The organism is Streptomyces sp. RP5T, assembly GCF_003933965.1.
Lineage (GTDB): Bacteria > Actinomycetota > Actinomycetes > Streptomycetales > Streptomycetaceae > Streptomyces.
Window position 1 is genome coordinate 1 of sequence record NZ_RSAJ01000117.1, and the last position, 18,859, is coordinate 18,859.

Genomic DNA, 18,859 nt, shown 5'->3' on the forward strand with positions numbered 1-18,859 from the left:
CCTCCCGCCCGCCTGGTCCTTCGGCCTGTGGCTCTCGACGTCCTTCACGACCTCGTACGACGAGGAGACCGTGACCTCGTTCATCGAGGGCATGCGGGAACGCGAACTGCCCCTTTCCGTCTTCCACTTCGACTGCTTCTGGATGCGCGAGTTCAACTGGTGCGACTTCCAGTGGGACCCGCGGGTCTTCCCCGACCCCGAGGGCATGCTCGCCCGGCTGCACGCGCGGGGCCTCAGGGTCTCGGTGTGGATCAACCCGTACATCGCGCAGAGATCCCCCCTGTTCGCGGAGGGCAAGGCGCTCGGCCACCTCCTGAAGCGCCCCGACGGCAGTGTCTGGCAGTGGGACCTGTGGCAGCCCGGCATGGCCCTGGTCGACTTCACCAGCCCGGCCGCCCGCGACTGGTACGCGGCCAAGCTGGAGGCACTCCTCGACCAGGGGGTGGACTGCTTCAAGACCGACTTCGGCGAGCGGGTGCCGCTGGACGTGGAGTGGTCCGACGGCTCCGACCCCGAGCGGATGCACAACTACTACACCTACCTCTACAACCGGACCGTCTTCGACGTGCTGCGCAAGCACCGCGGCGAACAGGAGGCGGTGGTCTTCGCCCGCTCGGCGACCGCGGGCAGCCAGCAGTTCCCGGTGCACTGGGGCGGCGACTGCGAGGCGACCTACGAGTCGATGGCAGAGTCGCTGCGAGGTGGGCTGTCGTTGGGGCTCTCCGGCTTCGGCTTCTGGAGCCACGACATCGGCGGCTTCGAGGGCACGCCGACTCCGGCGCTGTTCAAACGCTGGCTGGCCTTCGGCCTGCTGTCCTCCCACAGCCGCCTGCACGGCAGCTCCTCCTACCGCGTCCCGTGGCTGTTCGACGAGAAGTCCGTCGACGTCCTCAGGCACTTCACCCGCCTCAAACTGCGCCTGATGCCCTACCTCTACGAGGCCGCGCGCACCGCCCACACCGAGGGCGTGCCGGTGATGCGGGCGATGGTCCTGGAGTTCCCCGACGACCCCGGCTGCGCCCACCTGGAGCGGCAGTACATGCTCGGCCCGGACCTCCTGGTGGCGCCCGTGTTCGACGACGGCGGGGAGGTCTCGTACTACGTCCCCGAGGGCACCTGGACCCACTTCGTGACCGGCGAGACGGTGACCGGGCCGCGCTGGGTGCGCGAGAAGCACGACTTCACCAGCGTGCCGCTGCTGGTGCGGCCGGGCGCGGTGATCCCGGTCGGCGCGGTGGACGACCGGCCCGACTACGACCACGCCGACGGGGTGACCCTGCGGGCGTACGGCCTCGCGCGGGGCGAGCAGGTCACGGTCCGGGTCGGCGAGGTCGCCTACACCGTCGTACGCGAGGGGGACACGCTGCGGGCGTCCTGCTCCGCCCCCTCGGCGCCCTGGGGGCTGGCGGCCGGGGACAGGACGGCGCGGGCGCGGGCGGGGACCGGCTTCCTCTCCCTGGAGCTGGGCTGATGGTGAAGATCACGGATGTGGCGCGGCGGGCCGGGGTCTCCCCCAGCACCGTCTCCTACGCCCTCAGCGGCAAGCGCCCGATCTCCGAGGAGACCCGGCAGCGGGTGGAGGAGGCCATCCGCGAGCTGGGCTACCGCCCGCACGCGGGTGCCCGCGCCCTGGCCGGCAGACGCTCCAACGTGCTCGCGCTGGTGGTGCCCTTACGGGCCGGCATCCACGTCCCGACGGTGATGCGGTTCGCGGTGTCGGTGGTGACGACCGCCCGGCGCCACGACCACGACGTGCTGCTGCTGACACAGGAGGAGGGCGAGGAGGGACTGCACCGGGTCGCGGACACCGCACTGGTCGACGGGCTGGTCATGATGGACGTCCAACTGGACGATCCCCGGCTGCCGTTGCTGCGCTCGCTGGACCTGCCGTCGGTGCTGATCGGCTTACCCGCCTCCTGCGCGGGCCTGACCTGCGTCGACCTCGACTTCCAGGCGGCCGGTGAGGTGTGCGTGGAACACCTGGCACGGCTGGGGCACCGCTCGGTGGCCCTGATCGGCTCCCCGCCGGAGGTGTACGTGCGCCGGACGGCCTTCGCCCAGCGCGTGGTCCAGGGCTTCACCGCGGCCGCCGACCGCGCCGGGATGTCCTCGACGGTCCACCCCTGCGAACCCGGGGCGGCCCGCGAGGTGGCCGAAAGCCTCCTGCGGGACCAGCCCGCGCTGACCGGAGTGGTCGTCCACAACGAGGCCCTGCTGGAACCCCTGCTCGACGCCTTCGCCGACCTCGGCCTCCGCGTCCCGGCCGACCTCTCCCTCACCGCGATCTGCCCCGACGAACTCGCCGAGTCGACCCACCCACCGATCACCTCGGTGTCCCTGCCGACGGAGGAGGTGGGCACGCGGGCCGTGGAACTCCTGATGAAGAAACTGGACGGGACACCCGTGGCGGAGTCGACGCTGCTGCCTCCTCGGATGACGGAGCGGGGGAGTACGGGGGCGCGGACGCTCACGTAAGGGGCGGATCCCCTCGACAGAAGTGAGGGCCCTCCCCCCGTACGGGGGGAGGGCCCTCGGGCGTACTTCTCAGTCGTCGGCAACCAGGAACTCGACGTTCTGCACCACGAACTCGCCGTAGTGCAGGGCCGATCCGAGACCTTCCAGCCTCTTGTACTGCTCCTCGGACAACGACGAGTCAGGGGCGTACTCGATCACCCTCAGCAGGACCCGCAACGCCAGGTCCGGGGTGCAGTGGTGAGCGCAGTCGACGAGGGCCCGGCGCACCTCCGGGGAGAGGAACCCCATGCTTTCGATCTCGGTGACGACCTCGTCCCGGTGGGCGAGGCCGTCCTCCGTGTCGGCTCCGGTGAGCGGCCGTACCTCCGACCGCGCCGACAGCCAGGTGTCACAGACGTCGACGACGGTCCGCGTCCACTCGGCTCCCGTGGTCCGCTCGAAGTTCGGCCCGTACTGCGATCCCGCCGTCCACAGCACCTCCAGCGTCCGCGACGACAGGCCGTCGAGAAGCGCCCGGGCGTCGCGGCGCACCGCCAGGGCTTCCTCGGCGGCCCCGTCCGGCAGGCGCCGCGCGACGAGTTCGGCGGCGGTGTCCGCCTCATGGCTCCAGTCCTGATGGAAGAGGGCCATCACCCAGGGGACACCGAAGTCGAACTCGGTGAAGCGCTGCACGGCGGTCACCTCCTTACTTCGGGTAGCAGGTCTGCACGTAGTAGCCCAGCGGGTGTTTCGGCTGGCCCTTCACCTTGGGCGCCCTCACGAGCTTGATGAAGTAGCCGTTGCCCGTGGCCTTGGGGGCAGCCCGGCCGTTGTCGTAGTAGACCGTACCGAGGGAGTTGTTCCGGCTGAAGGTGCCCGACCAGGTCAGCTCGTTCGTCCTGTTCTCCGCCATCCACTTGCGGATCCTGTTCGCGTTCTCGGACAGGGCGTGGTCGACGACCTGCTGTGCGGTCTGCTGGTCGGTGAACACGCTGTTGGGCGTGTCCCTGCCGCTGTCGACCGTCTTGCGGTGCGCGATCGCCTCCGCCTCCGCCTGGTTGGGGCGCACGTGCTCCTTGAGGGTGTGCGCCTGATCGGGGAAGCTCGCCTCGTCCAGGACGAGGTCGCTGCAGTTGTGCACCAGGACCGGGGTGCCGCCCGCCACGGCGTAGAAGGTGTGCAGTCCGGAGACGGTCAGGTCGTACACGGTCCGCGGTGCCGAGGCATGGCGGTCGAGCACCGCGGCCACCGTGCGCAGGCTTCCGCCCGGGGTGCGCAGGCTGTCGCCGGGACGCACGTCGGACGCGAGGGTCCAGCCGCGGCCGGTGACGAAGAACTTGTGCCCCGAGGTGCTCGTCAGGCTTCCGCCGGTCGCCAGCGTGATGTCCAGCAGGTCGGCGGAGGGGTGCGAGAAGGTCTGGGTGACCGTCTCGCCGCGGGTGCTTCCGGTGTCGGGGTCGGTGGCCAGGAGCCGGTCGCCGAACCGCACGTCACGGATGTCCTTGCGGCTGCCGTCGGCGAGGACCACCTGGGTGCCACCGGGGAAGCTGTTGCGGATGCAGGCGGTGCGCGCCTCCTCGTACGTCCGTGCGCTGCGCTCGATCGCGGACAGCGCCTTGGCGTCCACGTCCAGGGCCCGCAGCGCCTTCAGGGCGTCGGAGAGCCCGATGCCGGTGCGCATCGCCGCGTCCACCGCGCGGATCGCTTCGGTGATCTTCGCGATCGGGCCGCCGAGCGGCAGCCAGGTGGCGGCCCAGGCGCAGTCGCCGTAGCTGCCGCCGTCCTGGGCGTCGGTGAACTTGTGGTAGCAGCCGGTGAAGTCACCGACGATCGAGTCGTAGAGCCCCTTCCACAGGTCCTTGGTCGCCTCCCACGAGGAGATCTTGACCTTCTTGCTCAGGTCCGTGAACGTCTTGGTCTTCAGGAACTGCGTGTCCCCGGCGGGGCAGCCGGACTCGGTGGCCGGCACCTCCGGGTTCAGGCACAGGTAGTAGCTGACGGTCGCGTCGAAGTGCACCTCGTACACCAGGTCACAGGGAAGGCGCGAGCAGTCGTCCGGCAGCCGCTGCGGGTCGCCCCGCTGCTTGATGTCGTCGATGACGGAGAACATCCCGCCGATGCCGGTGCCGGCGCCCGCCTGCACCTGGCTGTTGGCGTCGTTGCGCGCGGCCTGGTCGGCCGCCTCCTGCGCCGACTCCGCGTACTTCTGGGCGTCCTTCGCCGCCTGTTCCGCCGCCGTCGCCTCCGCGTCGGCGCGGTCGGCCGCCGCGCGGGCGTCCTTCGCGGCCTGTTCGGCCTCCGCGGCTGCCGAGCGGGCGGCCTCCGCGTCCAGGGCCGCCTGGTCGGCGGAGGAACGGGCGTCGGCCGCGTAGATCTCGGCGCGGTCGGCCGCCTGGTCGGCGGCGGCCGCGTCCTCGGTGGCCTGGCGGTCGTACTCCTTGGCCCGGGCGAGGGACGCCTGGGCGTCGGCCGCGTACTGGGCGGCCTCGGCGGCGTAACCGAGCGCTTCCTTCGCCGACCTGCGGGCGTCGGCCGCGAACCCGGCGGCCTCCGCGGCCAACGTGTACGCCGCCTTCGCGTCACCGGTCGCCGCCGCGGCGAGGCTCGCCGCCTGGGCCGCGTTCTTCTGCGCGTTGGCCGCGTGCGCCTCGGCGACCGCCTGCTGCTGCTCGGCGATCGTCTTCGACGACTGGCCCGACAGGACGGCGAGGCCCGCCGCCGAATCGGTGGTGACGTACGGCGCGCCCAGCTGGATCGCGTCGTTGGCCGGAGCGGCGACCTGCTGGGCCGCGTTGCCGGCGTCCTCCGCCGCCTGCGCGGTGGTGTAGGCGTGCCCGGCCGCGTCGGCGGCGCCGGCGACCGCCTTGGCGGCCTCGGCCTTCGCCGCGTCGGCCTGCTTCATGGCGTCGGCGGCGTGCTTCTCGGCCTCGTCGGCCAGCTTGACCGCGGTACGGGCGGCGGAGGCGGAGGCCTCGGACGCCTTGATGGCGTCGGCGGCCGCGCTGGTCGCCGTACGGACCGCGGCGTCCGCCCGCAGCTTGGCGGCCTGGGCCGCGTCCGCGTCGGAGCGGGCCCGCTTGGCGGCGGCCTCCGCACGCGTGGCGGCTGCGTCCGCGTCGGCCGCGGCCTGGGTGGCCGCGTCCGCCTCGGAACGGGCCGAGCGTGCCGCCGACTCCGCGTCGTCGGCGGCCTTGTCCGCCTGGTCGGCGGCGGCACGGGAGTCCTTGGCGTCGGCGTCCGAGTCGTGCGCCTCGGCGTACGCGTCCGTGGAGTCGGCCTTGGCACGGGCCGCGTTGGCCTTGCTCTCGGCGTCCCACGCATCGTCCTGCTTGCCCTTGGCCCGGTCCCGGGCGGCCTCGGCGTCCTGCCGCTTGGCGCGGGCCGTGGACTCGGCGCTCTCCGCGCGGCCCTTGGCCTCCTGGGCGGTCTGCGCGTAGCCCTGCGCGTTCTGCTTGTGCTGCGCGGCCTCAGCCTGCTTGGCGGCGGCGGTCTCCTTCTCCGCCTTCGCCGTCGCGGCCTCGGCCTCCGCCGCGAGCCGCTTGGCGTGCGCGTCGGCGGCCGCCGCCTTCGCGTCGGCCTCGGCCTTCTGCGTCTCGGCGAGCTTGGCCTTCGCGAGGTCGCGGGCCGTCTTCGCGGTCTGCGCCTGTACGGCGGCCGCGTCGGCGGCGGCCTTCGCCTGGGCCCGGGCCTCGTTCGCGGCGGCGGTACGGAAGGCGGCCTTCGACTGCGCGGCCTGGGTCAGGGCGCGGGCGGCGATGGTGGCGCTGTCCCCGGCGGCGGCACGGGTGGCCGCGTAGGCGGTGTCACCGGCCTTGGCGAGCGCGTCCAGCGCGGCCGAGGAGGCCTTGGTGACCTGTGCCTTCTGCTGCCCGACGAGCAGGCCGCGGCCGCGCGGAGCACCCGCCTTGTCGGCGATGCCGTACGCCGCCGTCAGGGCGGTGTCCGACGTGGTGGCGGCCGTCTTCGCCGCCGTGGCCTGGGCCTTGAGCAGGTCGAGCTGCTTCTTCGCCTCGGTCTGGGCGGCCGTGACGCCCTTGGCCGCCTTGTCGAACTGGGCCTTGGTCGGGTAGTCGAGGTCGTCGTCGGCGCCCTGGTGTCCGGACGGGACGATGTCGAACTGCTGCGGGGCCTTGCCCGTGCAGTCCCACATGCGGCCGTCACGGCTGTTGGTGTAGTCGGCGAGGTCGAAGCAGTTGCCGGTGCCCGGGTTGTACAGCCGGGTCGTGCCGTGGGTGCCGTACTCCCACTTCTGCGAGGCGCCGGTACCGCAGGTGGAGATCTGCACGGCCGTGCCGTTGGCGCTCGCACCGCCCTTGACGGTCAGGCACTTGCCCGAGTTGGGGTTGACCAGCCGGTCGGCGTCGATCTGCCACTTCTGTCCGGCGCTGCCGTTGCAGGTGTAGATCTGCACGGGCGTGCCGTTGTCCTTCTTGCCGCCCGCCACATCCAGGCACTTGTCGCTCGCCCCGTGGGCGTGCACGACGAAGGGGCTGGTGCCGATCCAGCCGGGCCCGCCGGCCGACCAGTAGTCCTGCCAGCGGACCAGGTGGTCGGCGCGCCAGGAGAGGCCGAGGAGTTCGCCCAGGGCCTTGGAGCCGGCGGCGAGGGCCGTGGTGGCGCTCTTGTTGGCGGTCAGGATCTGGTTGCGCGGGGCGGCCTGGGCGGCGATCTCCTGCTGCCACTCGTCGGACGCGGCGGCAACCTCCTTGCCGAGCACCTTGTTCGGGTCGACCGGGGTGCGCCAGGCGCAGGAGGCGAACCGGGACTTCAGGTCCTCGACCGCGATGCGGTACTCGACGCTGCCGGGCTCGGGCGCGGTGCTCGGAAAACCGCCGTAGGACAGGAAGAGCCGGGCGTTGTCCGCGGCTGTCGGCTCCATGGACCAGTTCACCAGGCCGTCATAGGCCTTGTGCTCCTCGTACGCCTGATTCCAGTTCGGCGCATTCGGGTCGGGGTCGCCGCCGTACAGCGGGTCGCCGAGGCTCTTGACCGCCTTTACGGTGGCGTCATCGGCCTTGGGCGTCGGGTCGCGGTAGAAATCACCCTCGCTCTTCCAGAACTGCTCCCAGATCCACTTGGAAATGCCGGTCTGCTGGAAGAAGTTGGGGCGGTCGTCACCGCTTGTGCCGGGCGGCCACTCGAAGTCGGCCTTCGACTTGAAGCCGCTGGGCGTGGGCAGCCCAGAGATCTCGAAGTCCCGGATGTGGTCGTAGAGAGCGGACCCCTCCTTGTCGGCCGCGTCCCGGTCCTGCTTGAACGCCGTGGACAGCGGAGTGGTCTCCCAGTACGACCGGTTCGCCGCCGTGTGCAGCTTGTCCGGCGTCTGGTTCAGCCCGTCCTGGGCGACACCGAACATGGCCGGTCCGCCCATCCGCAGCGCCTCACCGAGCAGGCACTGGTCCTGGCGGAGCTGCTCGGCGGCCTTGGCGTCGAAACCGTCGTAGCTGTCACCGCTGTCCGAGGCGCTGGCCACGGACGCCATGTCGTCGGCCGCGTACCGGCTGATGAGGCCCGGCTGCACGGCCACGGAGCCGATCAGGGCCACGGCGACGGCGGACGTCAGCAGCGGTGTCAGGAGCCCGGAACGTGCCCGGGCATGCGTGAAGAGCCGATGTCTCGGCATGGTGGTTGTCCTCCCCGTGGCGACGGTGTTCCCCCGGTCGCCGTTCGACGCGCCCTGTGGCGGAGTGGTCGGCTCCGTCCGGCGCGGCGTTCACCTTAGACATACATGTCGGGTGCAGGACAAGAGATTCCCTGGTCACGTGTGAGCAAAATGTAAAGGCCGGACACGTGGGCCAGGACATGACGAAGGCCCCGCTGCCTGACGGCAACGGGGCCTTCGCCCACATGGGGTTGTCCCCGGAGGGACGAGTGGAGATGGCGGGAATCGAACCCGCGTCCAACGGTGCAGAACCAGGGCTTCTCCGTGTGCAGTTCGCTGCGATTTTCTCGGCCCCGGCGATCACGCGAACAAGTCGCCGACGGGCCCAGTCACTGTTTGGTTTCCCATCGAACCCCGTGACCGGGCTCGATGGTTTAGTCCCCTAGATTATGCCAGGGTCCGGGTCGGGAACACTCCCGGGCTGACACCCGTTAGGGCCTTCGCTCACTGCTTATTAGGCAGCGAGGGCGAAGACGCGGGAATCGCTCTTGGAATTGGCGATTATTGGTTGCGACATATGGTTTACGAGATCATTGCCGCTTCCTCGACACGCTTCCCCTGCCTCAACAGCCGCTGTCGAAACCGATCATCCCCATGTTGTGTTTTCAATGCGCCCACCGACCTCGGCCGGTGTTGACTCCATGGTACGTGACCAACGCACGCCGATGCCACCGTATTCCCGGCGGTCCCGCACTACGGGGCGGCCCCGCCTACTGGGCGGCGCGCTGCTTCCGCTTCGCCGCCGCGATCGCGCGGTCCGACTCCCGCCGGTCCTGCTTCTCCCGCAGGGTCTGGCGCTTGTCGTACTCCTTCTTGCCTCGCGCGAGGGCGATCTCGGCCTTGGCCCGGCCATTGGTGAAGTACAGGGCGAGGGGCACGATGGTGTGACCCGTCTCCTGGGCCTTCGCCTCCAGCTTGTCGATCTCCTCGCGGTGCAGCAGCAGCTTGCGCTTGCGGCGCGCGGAGTGGTTGGTCCAGCTGCCCTGGCTGTACTCGGGGATGTGGGCGTTGTGCAGCCACGCCTCACCGCCGTCGATCTGGACGAACCCGTCGGCCAGCGAGGTCCGCCCCTGACGCAGCGACTTCACCTCGGTACCGGTGAGCACGATCCCGGCCTCGTAGGTGTCGATGATCGCGTAGTCGTGCCGGGCCTTCTTGTTCTGGGCGACCAGCTTGCGCTTGCCGCCCTTCTCCCCGTCCCGGGCCTTGCCGCCCCCGCCACCCTGCTTCGGCTGGGACTCCTTCGGTACGTACATTCCCTTGCTCATAGTGCTGCCATTTTCGCACTAGGAAGGGGGGCCGGGACCAGTCGTTATCCGGGGTCCTAATCGCCCAGTCCGCCGAGCACCGTCTCGGCCTGCCCCAGAGCCCCCTCGTCGGCTTCGAGGTCCGGCGTGATCCCGCGCCCGTCGACCCCCCGCCCCGACGGAGTGCGGTAGTGGCCCACGGTCAGCTCGGCCACGGCACCGTCCGGCAGCCGGCTGGGCATCTGCACGGCCCCCTTGCCGAAGGTGCGGGAACCGACGACCACGGCCCGCCCCCGGTCCTGCAGCGCGCCGGTGAGAAGTTCCGCCGCGCTCATCGTCCCGCCGTCGACCAGCGCGACCAGCGCCCTGCTCGTGTCCCCGCCGGGCTCGGCGTGCAGCGCCTGCTGGGTCCCGTCGACGTCGTAGGTCGCCACCAGTCCCCCGTCGAGGAAGGCGGACGCCGTGGTGACGGCCTCGGTGACCAGGCCCCCGGAGTTCCCGCGCAGGTCGAGGATGATGCCCCCGCCGGCCGGCGCGTCCCGGACGGCGTCGCGGACCTCGTCCCCGACGCCCTTGGTGAACCGGTCGATCCTGATGACGGTGGTCCCGCCGGCGAGTTCCCGGACGGCGACCGAGTCCGTGGACAGCCGGGCCCGCCGGACCGTCTGCGTCCACACGCGCGTGCCGCGCTCCAGGCCGAGCCGCACCGCCGTACCGGCGGCCGCGTCCGTGGCGTCGCCGCGCAGTAAGGAGACCACCTCGGTGACCGGATGCCCGTCCACCCGCTCCCCGTCGACGCTGCGCAGCCGGTCGCCCTCGCGGATCCCGGCGGCGGCCGCGGGCGAGTCGGAGCTGACCCGGGTCACCTCGATACGGCCGTCCCGCTCGCGCCGCGCCCACAGGCCGACGCCGGTGTAGCGGCCGTCGAGGGCCTCCTCGAACTCCTCGTACTCGCCCCGGGAGTAGACGGCTGCCCAGCGGTCCCCGCTGCGGCTGACGGCACGCTCGGCGGCCTCCACGGGGGACGCTCCGGCGGCCTTGGCCTCCTCGGCCGCCTCGGCCACGTCCTCGTGGTGACCCGCGGGGGCGGCCGAACGGGCCGTGTCCGACGGGGACTTCCGGTCACCGCCGACGGCCTCGGGGAAGGAGCCGGTCGCCGCGCCGGCCACCAGGACGCTCGCGAACACCAATGTCAGGGCCGCCCCGCGGCCGATGCGGCGGGGCTGACAGAACAGGTCACGGCCTGACATGCCGGTGAGTCTAGGACAACGCAAGAGGGCCGCACGGCCGGTTGACCGTACGACCCTCTTGGCATGCGTCACACCTTCAGGTACTTGCGCAACGCGAAGAACGCGGCCAGCGCGGGCATCAGCACGCTCGCGGCAAGGATGAGCGGCAGCTTCGTCAGGACGGCGTCCCAGCCCACGAAGTTGATCAGGTTGAGCTTGGTGGCCAGGGCCATGCCGTGGTCGACGGTGAAGTACCGGCCGACGACCAGGAAGACACAGGCGAGCCCGCCGCCGATCGCGCCGGCGACCGCGGCCTCCATGATGAACGGGGCCTGGATGTAGAAGCCGGACGCGCCCACCAGCCGCATGATCCCGGTCTCCCGCCGACGGCTGAACGCCGAGACGCGCACCGTGTTGACGATCAGCAGCAGGGCGACGACCAGCATGAGCGCCATCACGCCGAGCGCGGCCCTGTTCATCAGGTTCAGCATCGTGAAGAGGTTGTCCAGGATGCCCTTCTGGTCCTGCACGGACTGCACGCCGTCACGGCCGTTGAAGGCGGTCGCGATGACCTGGTACTTCTCCGGGTCCTTCAGCTTGATCCGGTACGACTCCTGCATCTGGTCCGGGGTGAGGGACGCGGCCAGCGGGGAGTCGCCGAACTGCTCCTTGTAGTGCTTGTACGCCTGGTCCTGGGACTCGTGGATGACCGTCTCGACGACCGACATCTTCTTCAGGTCGGAGAGGATGTCCTTCTTCTGGTCGTCGGTCACCGCGCCCTTGGCACAGTTGGGGTCCGACTCGGCGTCGCTCTTGTTGCAGAGGAAGATCGAGACGTTGACCTTGTCGTACCAGTAGCCCTTCATGGCACCGACCTGGTCGCTCATCAGGAGCGACCCGCCGAACAGGGCGAGCGACAGGGCGACGGAGACGATGACCGCGAACGTCATCGTCAGGTTGCGGCGGAGACCGACACCGATCTCGGAGAGTACGAACTGGGCGCGCATGGCGTCTTCTTCAGGCCTTTCCGGGGACTCTGTGAACGGCGGTCAGTGCTGGTAGCCGTAGACGCCGCGTGCCTGGTCGCGGACGAGGCGGCCCTTCTCCAGCTCGATGACGCGCTTGCGCATCTGGTCCACGATGTTCTGGTCGTGGGTGGCCATGACGACAGTCGTGCCGGTCCGGTTGATCCGGTCCAGCAGCTTCATGATGCCGACGGAGGTCTGCGGGTCGAGGTTGCCGGTGGGCTCGTCGGCGATCAGCAGCTTGGGCCGGTTCACGAAGGCCCGGGCGATCGCCACGCGCTGCTGCTCACCGCCGGAGAGCTCACCGGGCATCCGCTCCTCCTTGCCGCCGAGCCCGACGAGATCGAGCACCTGCGGCACGGACTTGCGGATCTCGCCGCGGGACTTGCCGATGACCTCCTGCGCGAAGGCGACGTTCTCGGCGACCGTCTTGTTGGGCAGGAGCCGGAAGTCCTGGAAGACCGTGCCCAGCTGGCGCCGCATCTGCGGCACCTTCCAGTTGGACAGGCGGGCGAGGTCCTTGCCCAGCACGTGCACCTGTCCCTGGCTGCACCGCTCCTCGCGGAGGATCAGCCGCAGGAAAGTGGACTTTCCGGAGCCGGAGGACCCGACGAGGAACACGAACTCGCCCTTCTCCACTTCCAGGGAGACATCCCTGAGTGCGGGGCGGGTCTGCTTGGGGTAGACCTTGGATACGTTGTCGAATCGGATCACGGATGCACCACGGTAGGCCGGGGGTAGATGAGCGTGACCATACGCGAACCGGGTGCGCGAGCGCAGGCGCCGGTTCGGGTTGCGTAGCGGTTGGGCGGTTTTGTGCCCACCTGATGTCCCCGTCTCCGGCAGCGCACAGGCGACCCCCGGAGGAACCTGGCACAGTAGAGAGGGGAACGTTCTCCGGCCCGGAGGCGTTCTCCTCGTGGAAGGCATTCGCAAGAAGGGTGACGCGCATGACGTACGACCGCCTGGTGTGCGCAAACTGCGCGGCGCCCGTGAGCGAGGGCCGGTGCCATGTGTGCCGCGCGAACCGCGAGCGGCTGCAGCAGGAGAACCTCTTCGCGGGCCTGAACCCGACGGCCCTGATCGCCCTGCTCGCGGTCCTGATCGCCGCGGTGGCCCTGCTGGCCCACCAGACCGCCTAGGCGGCGACCGAAGACACACGAAGGGCCCGGAGCGGACTCGCTCCGGGCCCTTCGTCGTGCACACGCGCACACGCTAAGCGGGTGCGCGGCTACCGGACGTCACCGTCAGGCGGCCGCACCACCGCGACCGCCCGCGAGGCGGGGCAGCAGGCGGAAGCCGACGCCGCCCGCGATCATCGTGGCGGCACCGACGACCAGGAACGCGGTCTGACCGGCACCGGTCTCGGCGAGCTGCTGGCCGTTGCCCTGGGCCGACGTGTTGGACGTGGTGTCCGTGCCGGTCTCGGTGAGGGCCGAGGAGCCCTCTTCCTGGGTGGAGGCGTTGGAGCCGCCGTCGGGGCTGGTGTTGCTGTTGCCACCGCCCCCGGCATTGCCGTTTCCGTTGCCGTTGCCGTTCCCGTTGCCATTCCCGTTGCCGTTGCCGTTCCCGTTGCCCGGGTCGGTCGGGTCCTCGGTGGGCTCGGTGGGCTCCTCGGTCGGGTCCGTGGGCTCCTCGGTCACGGGCGGGGTGGTCCCCGGGTCCGTCGGCACGTCGGTGCCGGGGTCCGTGGGGAGTTCGGTGACCGGGTCGGTCGGAATCTCCGTGACCGGGTCGGTCGGGTCGTCGTCGCCGAGGCCGGTGTCGACGTTCACACCGACACCGCTGTCGCCCACGCTCACGCCGATCTCCAGCGCGGAAGCGGCGCCGGCGGCGGTCAGCGAGGCGCCGGCCGCGATCACGGCACCGGCGGCTATGCGCGCGATACGGATCCGCGTCTTCTTCGTCATGTGGTTGCTACCCCCAGTAGCTCATCGTCAATGAGGCGGCGCTCGGGGCCGTGATCGACGGAGGAAGGTAGCTGTGCTGAAGTCCCCCGGTTCACATGCGCCCCAGAGATACGCATGCCACGCTTTACCCTTCCGATTTTTCAAAGCATCGTCAAGGCCGTTGCGGGCGCGATGTCCGGGTAAGCGCTCTTTGCCGGGGAAAGCGGTCTGTGAGTGTGATGTAAAACCCAGACATAAGCAAACTGCCGCCCGGGGGGCGGCAGTTGCAGAGCGGTGGTCAAGTCGACAAAGTTACTTCTCCTGCTGCTTGCGCCAGCGAATTCCGGCTTCCAGGAAACCGTCGATCTCGCCGTTGAACACAGCCTCGGGGTTGCCGACCTCGAAGTCGGTGCGCAGGTCCTTGACCATCTGGTACGGGTGCAGGACGTACGAACGCATCTGGTTGCCCCAGGAGTTGCCGCCGTCGCCCTTGAGGGCGTCCATCGCGGCCTGCTCCTCCTGGCGGCGCCGCTCCAGCAGCTTGGCCTGGAGGACGTTCATCGCGCTCGCCTTGTTCTGGATCTGCGAGCGTTCGTTCTGGCAGGAGACGACGATGCCGGTGGGCAGGTGGGTCAACCGGACCGCGGAGTCGGTGGTGTTGACGCCCTGGCCGCCGGGGCCGGACGACCGGTACACGTCCACGCGCAGCTCGGACTCGTCGATCTCGATGTGGTCGGTCTGCTCGACCACGGGAAGGATCTCCACGCCCGCGAAGGAGGTCTGGCGGCGGCCCTGGTTGTCGAAGGGCGAGATGCGCACGAGCCGGTGGGTGCCCTGCTCGACGGACAGGGTGCCGTAGGCGTACGGCACCTGCACGGCGAAGGTGGTCGACTTGATGCCGGCCTCTTCGGCGTACGACGTCTCGTAGACCTCGGTCTTGTAGCCCTTCTGCTCCGCCCAGCGCAGGTACATCCGCTGCAGCTTCTCGGCGAAGTCGGCGGCGTCGACGCCGCCGGCCTCGGCGCGGATGTTGACGAGCGCCTCGCGGGAGTCGTACTCGCCGGAGAGGAGGGTCCGCACCTCCATCTCGTCCAGCGCCTTCCTGACGGCGGTGAGCTCGGACTCGGCCTCGGCACGGGTGTCCGGGTCGTCCTCCTCCTCGGCCATCTCGAACAGCACGGAGAGGTCGTCGATGCGGGCGCGCAGCGCGTCCGCCTTCCTGACCTCCGCCTGGAGGTGGGACAGCTTGCTGGTGATCTTCTGCGCCTCGTCCGGGTTGTCCCACAGGGACGGCGCGGCCGCCTGCTCCTCGAGCACGGCGATGTCTGCCCTCAGCTTGTCGAGGTCCAGAACGGCCTCGATCGACTCCATGGTCGAGGAGAGGGACTTGAGCTCTTCGGATACATCGACGACTGCCACGCCCTCCAGCCTAACGGCTGTGGCAACCGACGTCGGTCCTCCCCCGGGCCGCCGCCCTCTCAGGGGGAGGCGGGCGCCGAGTTCTCCGTGTCCTGCGGTGACGCTCCCGCGCCGTCGCCCGAGGTGGCCGCCCAGCCCCCGACGCCGGCCGACACAGACCACCGACCAGCACCAGCACCAGCACCAGCACCAGCACCAGCACCAGCACCAGCCTGGCGAACGACCGACATCGGTCCTCCCCGGGCCCCTGCCCCTCAGGGGGAGGCGGGCGCCGAGTTCTCCGTGTCCTGCGGTGACGCTCCCGCGTCGTCGCCCGAGGTGGCCGCCCAGATGCCCGCGCCCGCCGCGCCGACCAGCACCAGCCCCGCGATCCCCACGACCAGCCTGCGCCGCCGTGTGGTCGCCCGGTGCCGCGCGGATCCCGGCCGCGGCGCCCCGGCGGGCCTCGGCACCCGGGCCGTCCCGCGCGCGCCTCCGGCCAGCTCGTCGGGGCCCGGCACCCGCATCGAGGTGTGCGTGTCCCGGTTGGAGTCCGCGGGCTTCGCCCCCGGCACCAACGGCACCGCACCCCGCCGCACCGGCCGGCCGGACGGCGCCGGCTCCCCGGAGGCGTCCGCGGCCGCGTCCTGCGCGGCCTGCTCCTCCTCCTGCTCCGCGTCGGGCTCGTCCACGTCCAGCGGGGGCATCCCGGCCAGCAGGGGCAGCAGCTCCCGCAGCCGTACGCCCAGCTCGGAGGCGCGCAGCCGGGAGGCCGGGGCCTTCGCCAGGCACTGCACGACCAGCTGCCACAGCTCGTCGGGGATGCCCGGAAGCGGTACCACCGTCTCCGTCACATGCCGCCGCAGCACCGCCCCGGGGTGCCCGCCCCCGAACGGCGTGAACCCGGCCAGCAGCTCGTACAGGACGGTCGCGAGGGCGTAGATGTCCACGGACGCCCGCGGCGGCAGTCCCTCGACGATCTCCGGGGCCAGGTAGTCCGGCGTCCCGATGATCTTCGTGGCCCGGGTGCGGCGCGGCGAGTCGATGAGCTTCGCCACCCCGAAGTCCGTCAGCAGGGCGGGGTGCGCGCCGCCGGGGCCCAGCGGTCCCTGCATGTCCAGCAGGATGTTCTCCGGCTTCACGTCCCGGTGCACGACCCCCTTGGCGTGCGCGGCGGCCAGCCCGTCGGCGACGTCCGCGACGATCGCGACCGCGGCCTCGGGGGAGAGCCGCTTCTCCCGGTCGAGCCGGGTGCGCAGATCGGTGCCCCGGACCAGGTCCATGACGAGCGCGAGGTCGTTGCCGTCGACCACGAGGTCACGGACGGAGACCACGTGCGGGTGATCCAGGCCGAGCAGGGCCGTGCGCTCCTGGACGAAGCGCCCGACGAGTTCCTGGTCGGACGCGAGGTCCTCGCGCAGCAGCTTGATGGCGACGGGGCCCTCGGGACCCTCGCCCAGCCACACCGTGCCGGCACTGCCCCGCCCCAGGATCTGGTTGGCGGTGTACCGGCTGCCGATCTTCCGTGCCAAGGCTGCTCCTACAGACGCGTGTTGCCGACAAAACTACGCGTCGGAAGAGCCAACCTTCACCGCGGAGACGGAAATCACCCACCGGATGTCGACAAATCCCCAGGGTTACTGCTGACCTGAGGAGTTTCCGCCCAGATCCCCGATCCACGTGCTCACGGTGTCGACGATGTCGCCGATCTGCTGCCAGTAGCTCTTGCCGGTGCCGATCCACTCCTGGAGCGGGCTCAGCTCCCAGATCAGCCAGCTCGCCACGAACAGGATGACGATCGTGAACAGACAGCCCTTGAGGCAGCCCAGACCCGGGATCTTCATCGGGTTGGCGCTGCGCTGCCGCGGCTGGCGGGGCTCGCGCGCGGGGCGCTCGGGCTGCGGCGGGGGCGCGTACCGCTGCGGTTGCTGCTGCGGGGCGTACTGCTGGGGCTGCTGCTGCGGCTGACGGCCGTAACCGCCCTGCGGCGGGCGCTGCTGGGACCGCTGTTGGCGCTGCGGCGGCTGCTGTTGCTGCGGCCTGGCGACCTGCCGCTGGGGGCGGCGGCGCAGCGGGTCCTCGTTCGGGTCGAGGTACTGGACCTGCGTCTGTTCGTTGCGGTCACGGGCCGCGCGGAGCTGGTTCTGCCAGGGGTGCGGGTCCTCGGGGCCGCCGGACTGCTGTCCCTGCTGCCCGTACTGCCCCTGCCCGGGCTGACCGGGCGGTACCGGCGGCATCACGGCCGTCGGATCGGCCGCGCCGCGGTGCGGGAGTACGGCGGTGGGGTCGGCGGCGCCGGCCGCGTTGCCTTGGCCGGTGTGCGGCAGGAAGCTGGTCGCCGCGTTCGGGTCGTAGCCGCCGGGGGCGCCGGCGCCGTGCGGCAGCACCTGGGTCGGGTCGGCGGCGCCCGGGGTGTCCGGCACGGCGGCCGGGTCGGGGTCGGGCAGCAGCAGCGCGCCGACGTTGTCCGCCGCGGCGATCTGGGCGGAGTTCGCGTGCACGCCGATGCCCTCGGCGACGACCCGCAGCCCGCGCGCGAGGTTCTCGGCGCTGGGGCGGCGGTCCGGGCTCTTGCTCAGGCAGCGCTCGATGATCGTCCACAGCGGGTCGGGGACCGTGGAGGGGCGGCGCGGCTCGGCGCTCAGGTGCTGGTGCAGGACCTCGAGGGCGGACCCGCCGGCGAACGGCGGACGCCCGGTGACCAGCTCGTACAGCAGGATGCCGGCGCCGTAGATGTCGACGGCGGAGGTCTGCGGGCGGCCCTCGGCGGACTCGGGAGCGACGTACGCGGGCGTGCCGACGAACTCCTGGGTCCGGGTCAGGCCCGGGGAGTCGGCGAGGCGCGCGATGCCGAAGTCGGTCAGCAGGGGGTGCATCTGGCCGCCGTGCTGGCGCAGCAGCACGTTGGCGGGCTTGAGGTCGCGGTGGACCACGCCGTCGCGGTGGCTGGCGGCGAGCGCGTCGGCGATCTGCGCGGTGATCAGGGCGGCGCCGACGGGGCTGAAGGGGCCGTTCTCGCGCAGATAGCGGTGCAGGTCGGGGCCCTCGACGAGGTCCATGACCAGGGCGAGCAGATCGCCTTCGACGACCAGGTCGCGCACCCGCACGATGTTCGGATGGGTCAGCCTGAGCAGGACGGACCGCTCGCGCAGGAACCGCATCACGATGTCCGGGTCGCTCGCGAGCTCCTCCTTGAGGACCTTGATCGCGACGGTCTCCCCGGGCTGTCCCGGTACGGCGGCCTCGGCGCCCGCGGTCTCCCGCTGGCGGGCTCGCCACACGGTCCCCGTGGCACCGCGTCCGAGCGGCTCCTCGAGGAAGTACTTGCTGCCTACCGGCCGCACGTCATGCACTCCCTGCTGCTTGCTGTCGTTCCGACCCACTGTAGTGCCGCTCCTCACGGCGCCACGTAAGCGTCGCCAAGCACGTTCGAAGGAAAGACGCTCCGTTCGGGGCTTCCGGTTGCCGGACGTTGACGTGACCGATCTCAAGTGATCATCGGCGCTGCACTGGTCAGGCACTTTTGGGGGCAGAGCTGACCAATCAAGATCACTTGCCCTCGGGCGACGGGCATGTTGTCAGTGTCAGGTGCGAGGATGCGTGCAGTACTGGCCGATGGTGCTCGTGCGGGGTGGGGATGTCCGCGTCCGAGCAGAAGGGACCGCTGGCGGCGATGCAGATCCGGCTGACCGTCGTAGACCCACTGGGGCCGCCCGACCGGACCCGGGGCCGCGCCGCGAGCCGCGACGTGCTGGTCACCGCTCCCGTCGGCACCGCGCTGGCCGCGGTGGCCACGGCCCTAGCCTCGGCGGTCCCCGGCGAGGGGGGCGCGTCCCGGGCGGGCGAGGCCGAGCGCGGCGGCGGTCCGGTCGTGCTGTACGCGGACGGAGAGCGGCTGGACGCCCAGCGCGCCACCCTGGGCGAGCCCCCGCTGATCGACGGAGCCGTGCTCTCC

Annotated in this window: 14 protein-coding genes and 1 other RNA gene; 4 read left to right on the forward strand and 11 right to left on the reverse strand. The window is 71.0% G+C overall.

The window, feature by feature from the left end:
* On the forward strand, positions 1-1,471 hold a 1,471-nt coding region (yicI, locus tag EHS43_RS15100; RefSeq protein ID WP_125191291.1), incomplete at its 5' end, for an alpha-xylosidase.
* Entirely contained in the window at positions 1,471-2,475 is a 1,005-nt protein-coding gene (locus EHS43_RS15105) for a LacI family DNA-binding transcriptional regulator (RefSeq protein WP_125191292.1), read from the forward strand. The genes yicI and EHS43_RS15105, both read left to right, overlap by 1 nt.
* A 69-nt stretch (positions 2,476-2,544) precedes the next feature.
* Here EHS43_RS15105 and EHS43_RS15110 read toward each other — a convergent pair whose 3' ends face one another.
* The 7 genes from EHS43_RS15110 to ftsE form a co-directional block, all read right to left on the reverse strand.
* On the reverse strand, positions 2,545-3,147 hold the full coding sequence (locus EHS43_RS15110; RefSeq protein ID WP_125191293.1) for a hypothetical protein: 603 nt from the start codon (positions 3,145-3,147) through the stop codon (positions 2,545-2,547).
* Between the two features lie 13 nt (positions 3,148-3,160).
* The gene (locus EHS43_RS15115) at positions 3,161-8,077 is read right to left on the reverse strand and encodes a ricin-type beta-trefoil lectin domain protein (protein WP_125191294.1); all 4,917 of its coding nucleotides are present in this window, start codon (positions 8,075-8,077) and stop codon (positions 3,161-3,163) included.
* Positions 8,078-8,323: 246 nt separating this feature from the next.
* Positions 8,324-8,710: a transfer-messenger RNA gene (gene ssrA / locus EHS43_RS15120) on the reverse strand.
* A gap of 116 nt (positions 8,711-8,826) precedes the next feature.
* The gene (gene smpB, locus EHS43_RS15125; RefSeq protein WP_125191301.1) at positions 8,827-9,372 is read right to left on the reverse strand and encodes an SsrA-binding protein SmpB; all 546 of its coding nucleotides are present in this window, start codon (positions 9,370-9,372) and stop codon (positions 8,827-8,829) included.
* Between the two features lie 68 nt (positions 9,373-9,440).
* Positions 9,441-10,613: a S41 family peptidase gene (locus EHS43_RS15130; protein WP_185806259.1), complete on the reverse strand. Its 1,173-nt coding sequence runs from the start codon at positions 10,611-10,613 to the stop codon at positions 9,441-9,443.
* 68 nt (positions 10,614-10,681) lie between these two features.
* Positions 10,682-11,599, reverse strand: coding sequence for a permease-like cell division protein FtsX (gene ftsX / locus EHS43_RS15135; protein WP_125191295.1), 918 nt, complete (start codon positions 11,597-11,599; stop codon positions 10,682-10,684).
* 42 nt (positions 11,600-11,641) lie between these two features.
* A complete protein-coding gene (gene ftsE, locus EHS43_RS15140; RefSeq protein ID WP_125191296.1) occupies positions 11,642-12,331 on the reverse strand; it encodes a cell division ATP-binding protein FtsE in 690 nt (229 codons plus the stop codon).
* Between the two features lie 236 nt (positions 12,332-12,567).
* Here ftsE and EHS43_RS15145 point away from each other — a divergent pair, with 236 nt between their 5' ends.
* Complete coding sequence (locus EHS43_RS15145) at positions 12,568-12,759, forward strand: hypothetical protein (RefSeq protein WP_020121271.1); 192 nt, start codon at positions 12,568-12,570, stop codon at positions 12,757-12,759.
* Positions 12,760-12,864: 105 nt separating this feature from the next.
* Here EHS43_RS15145 and EHS43_RS15150 read toward each other — a convergent pair whose 3' ends face one another.
* From EHS43_RS15150 to EHS43_RS15165, 4 genes are all read right to left on the reverse strand, one after another.
* Positions 12,865-13,527 carry a hypothetical protein gene (locus EHS43_RS15150; RefSeq protein WP_125191297.1) on the reverse strand — a complete coding sequence of 221 codons (663 nt, stop codon included), beginning with the start codon at positions 13,525-13,527 and terminating at the stop codon, positions 12,865-12,867.
* A 291-nt stretch (positions 13,528-13,818) separates the two neighbouring features.
* Positions 13,819-14,925, reverse strand: a complete 1,107-nt coding sequence (prfB, locus tag EHS43_RS15155) for a peptide chain release factor 2 (protein ID WP_125191298.1) — start codon at positions 14,923-14,925, stop codon at positions 13,819-13,821.
* A 254-nt stretch (positions 14,926-15,179) separates the two neighbouring features.
* Complete coding sequence (locus EHS43_RS15160; protein WP_125191299.1) at positions 15,180-16,436, reverse strand: serine/threonine-protein kinase; 1,257 nt, start codon at positions 16,434-16,436, stop codon at positions 15,180-15,182.
* Between the two features lie 105 nt (positions 16,437-16,541).
* Positions 16,542-18,248 carry a serine/threonine-protein kinase gene (locus EHS43_RS15165; protein ID WP_125191300.1) on the reverse strand — a complete coding sequence of 569 codons (1,707 nt, stop codon included), beginning with the start codon at positions 18,246-18,248 and terminating at the stop codon, positions 16,542-16,544.
* A 329-nt stretch (positions 18,249-18,577) separates the two neighbouring features.
* Here EHS43_RS15165 and EHS43_RS15170 point away from each other — a divergent pair.
* The coding region (locus tag EHS43_RS15170) for a hypothetical protein (protein WP_148104049.1) at positions 18,578-18,859 on the forward strand (282 nt) is incomplete at its 3' end.

Excerpts from the sequence above, each read along its gene's own strand:
- EHS43_RS15105 (WP_125191292.1), top strand. The coding sequence starts at position 1,471 with ATGGTGAAGATCACGGATGTGGCGCGGCGGGCCGGGGTCTCCCCCAGC.
- EHS43_RS15115 (WP_125191294.1), bottom strand. The coding sequence starts at position 8,077 with ATGCCGAGACATCGGCTCTTCACGCATGCCCGGGCACGTTCCGGGCTC.
- smpB (WP_125191301.1), bottom strand. The coding sequence starts at position 9,372 with ATGTACGTACCGAAGGAGTCCCAGCCGAAGCAGGGTGGCGGGGGCGGC.
- EHS43_RS15130 (WP_185806259.1), bottom strand. The coding sequence starts at position 10,613 with ATGTCAGGCCGTGACCTGTTCTGTCAGCCCCGCCGCATCGGCCGCGGG.
- ftsX (WP_125191295.1), bottom strand. The coding sequence starts at position 11,599 with ATGCGCGCCCAGTTCGTACTCTCCGAGATCGGTGTCGGTCTCCGCCGC.
- EHS43_RS15145 (WP_020121271.1), top strand. The coding sequence starts at position 12,568 with ATGACGTACGACCGCCTGGTGTGCGCAAACTGCGCGGCGCCCGTGAGC.
- EHS43_RS15150 (WP_125191297.1), bottom strand. The coding sequence starts at position 13,527 with ATGACGAAGAAGACGCGGATCCGTATCGCGCGCATAGCCGCCGGTGCC.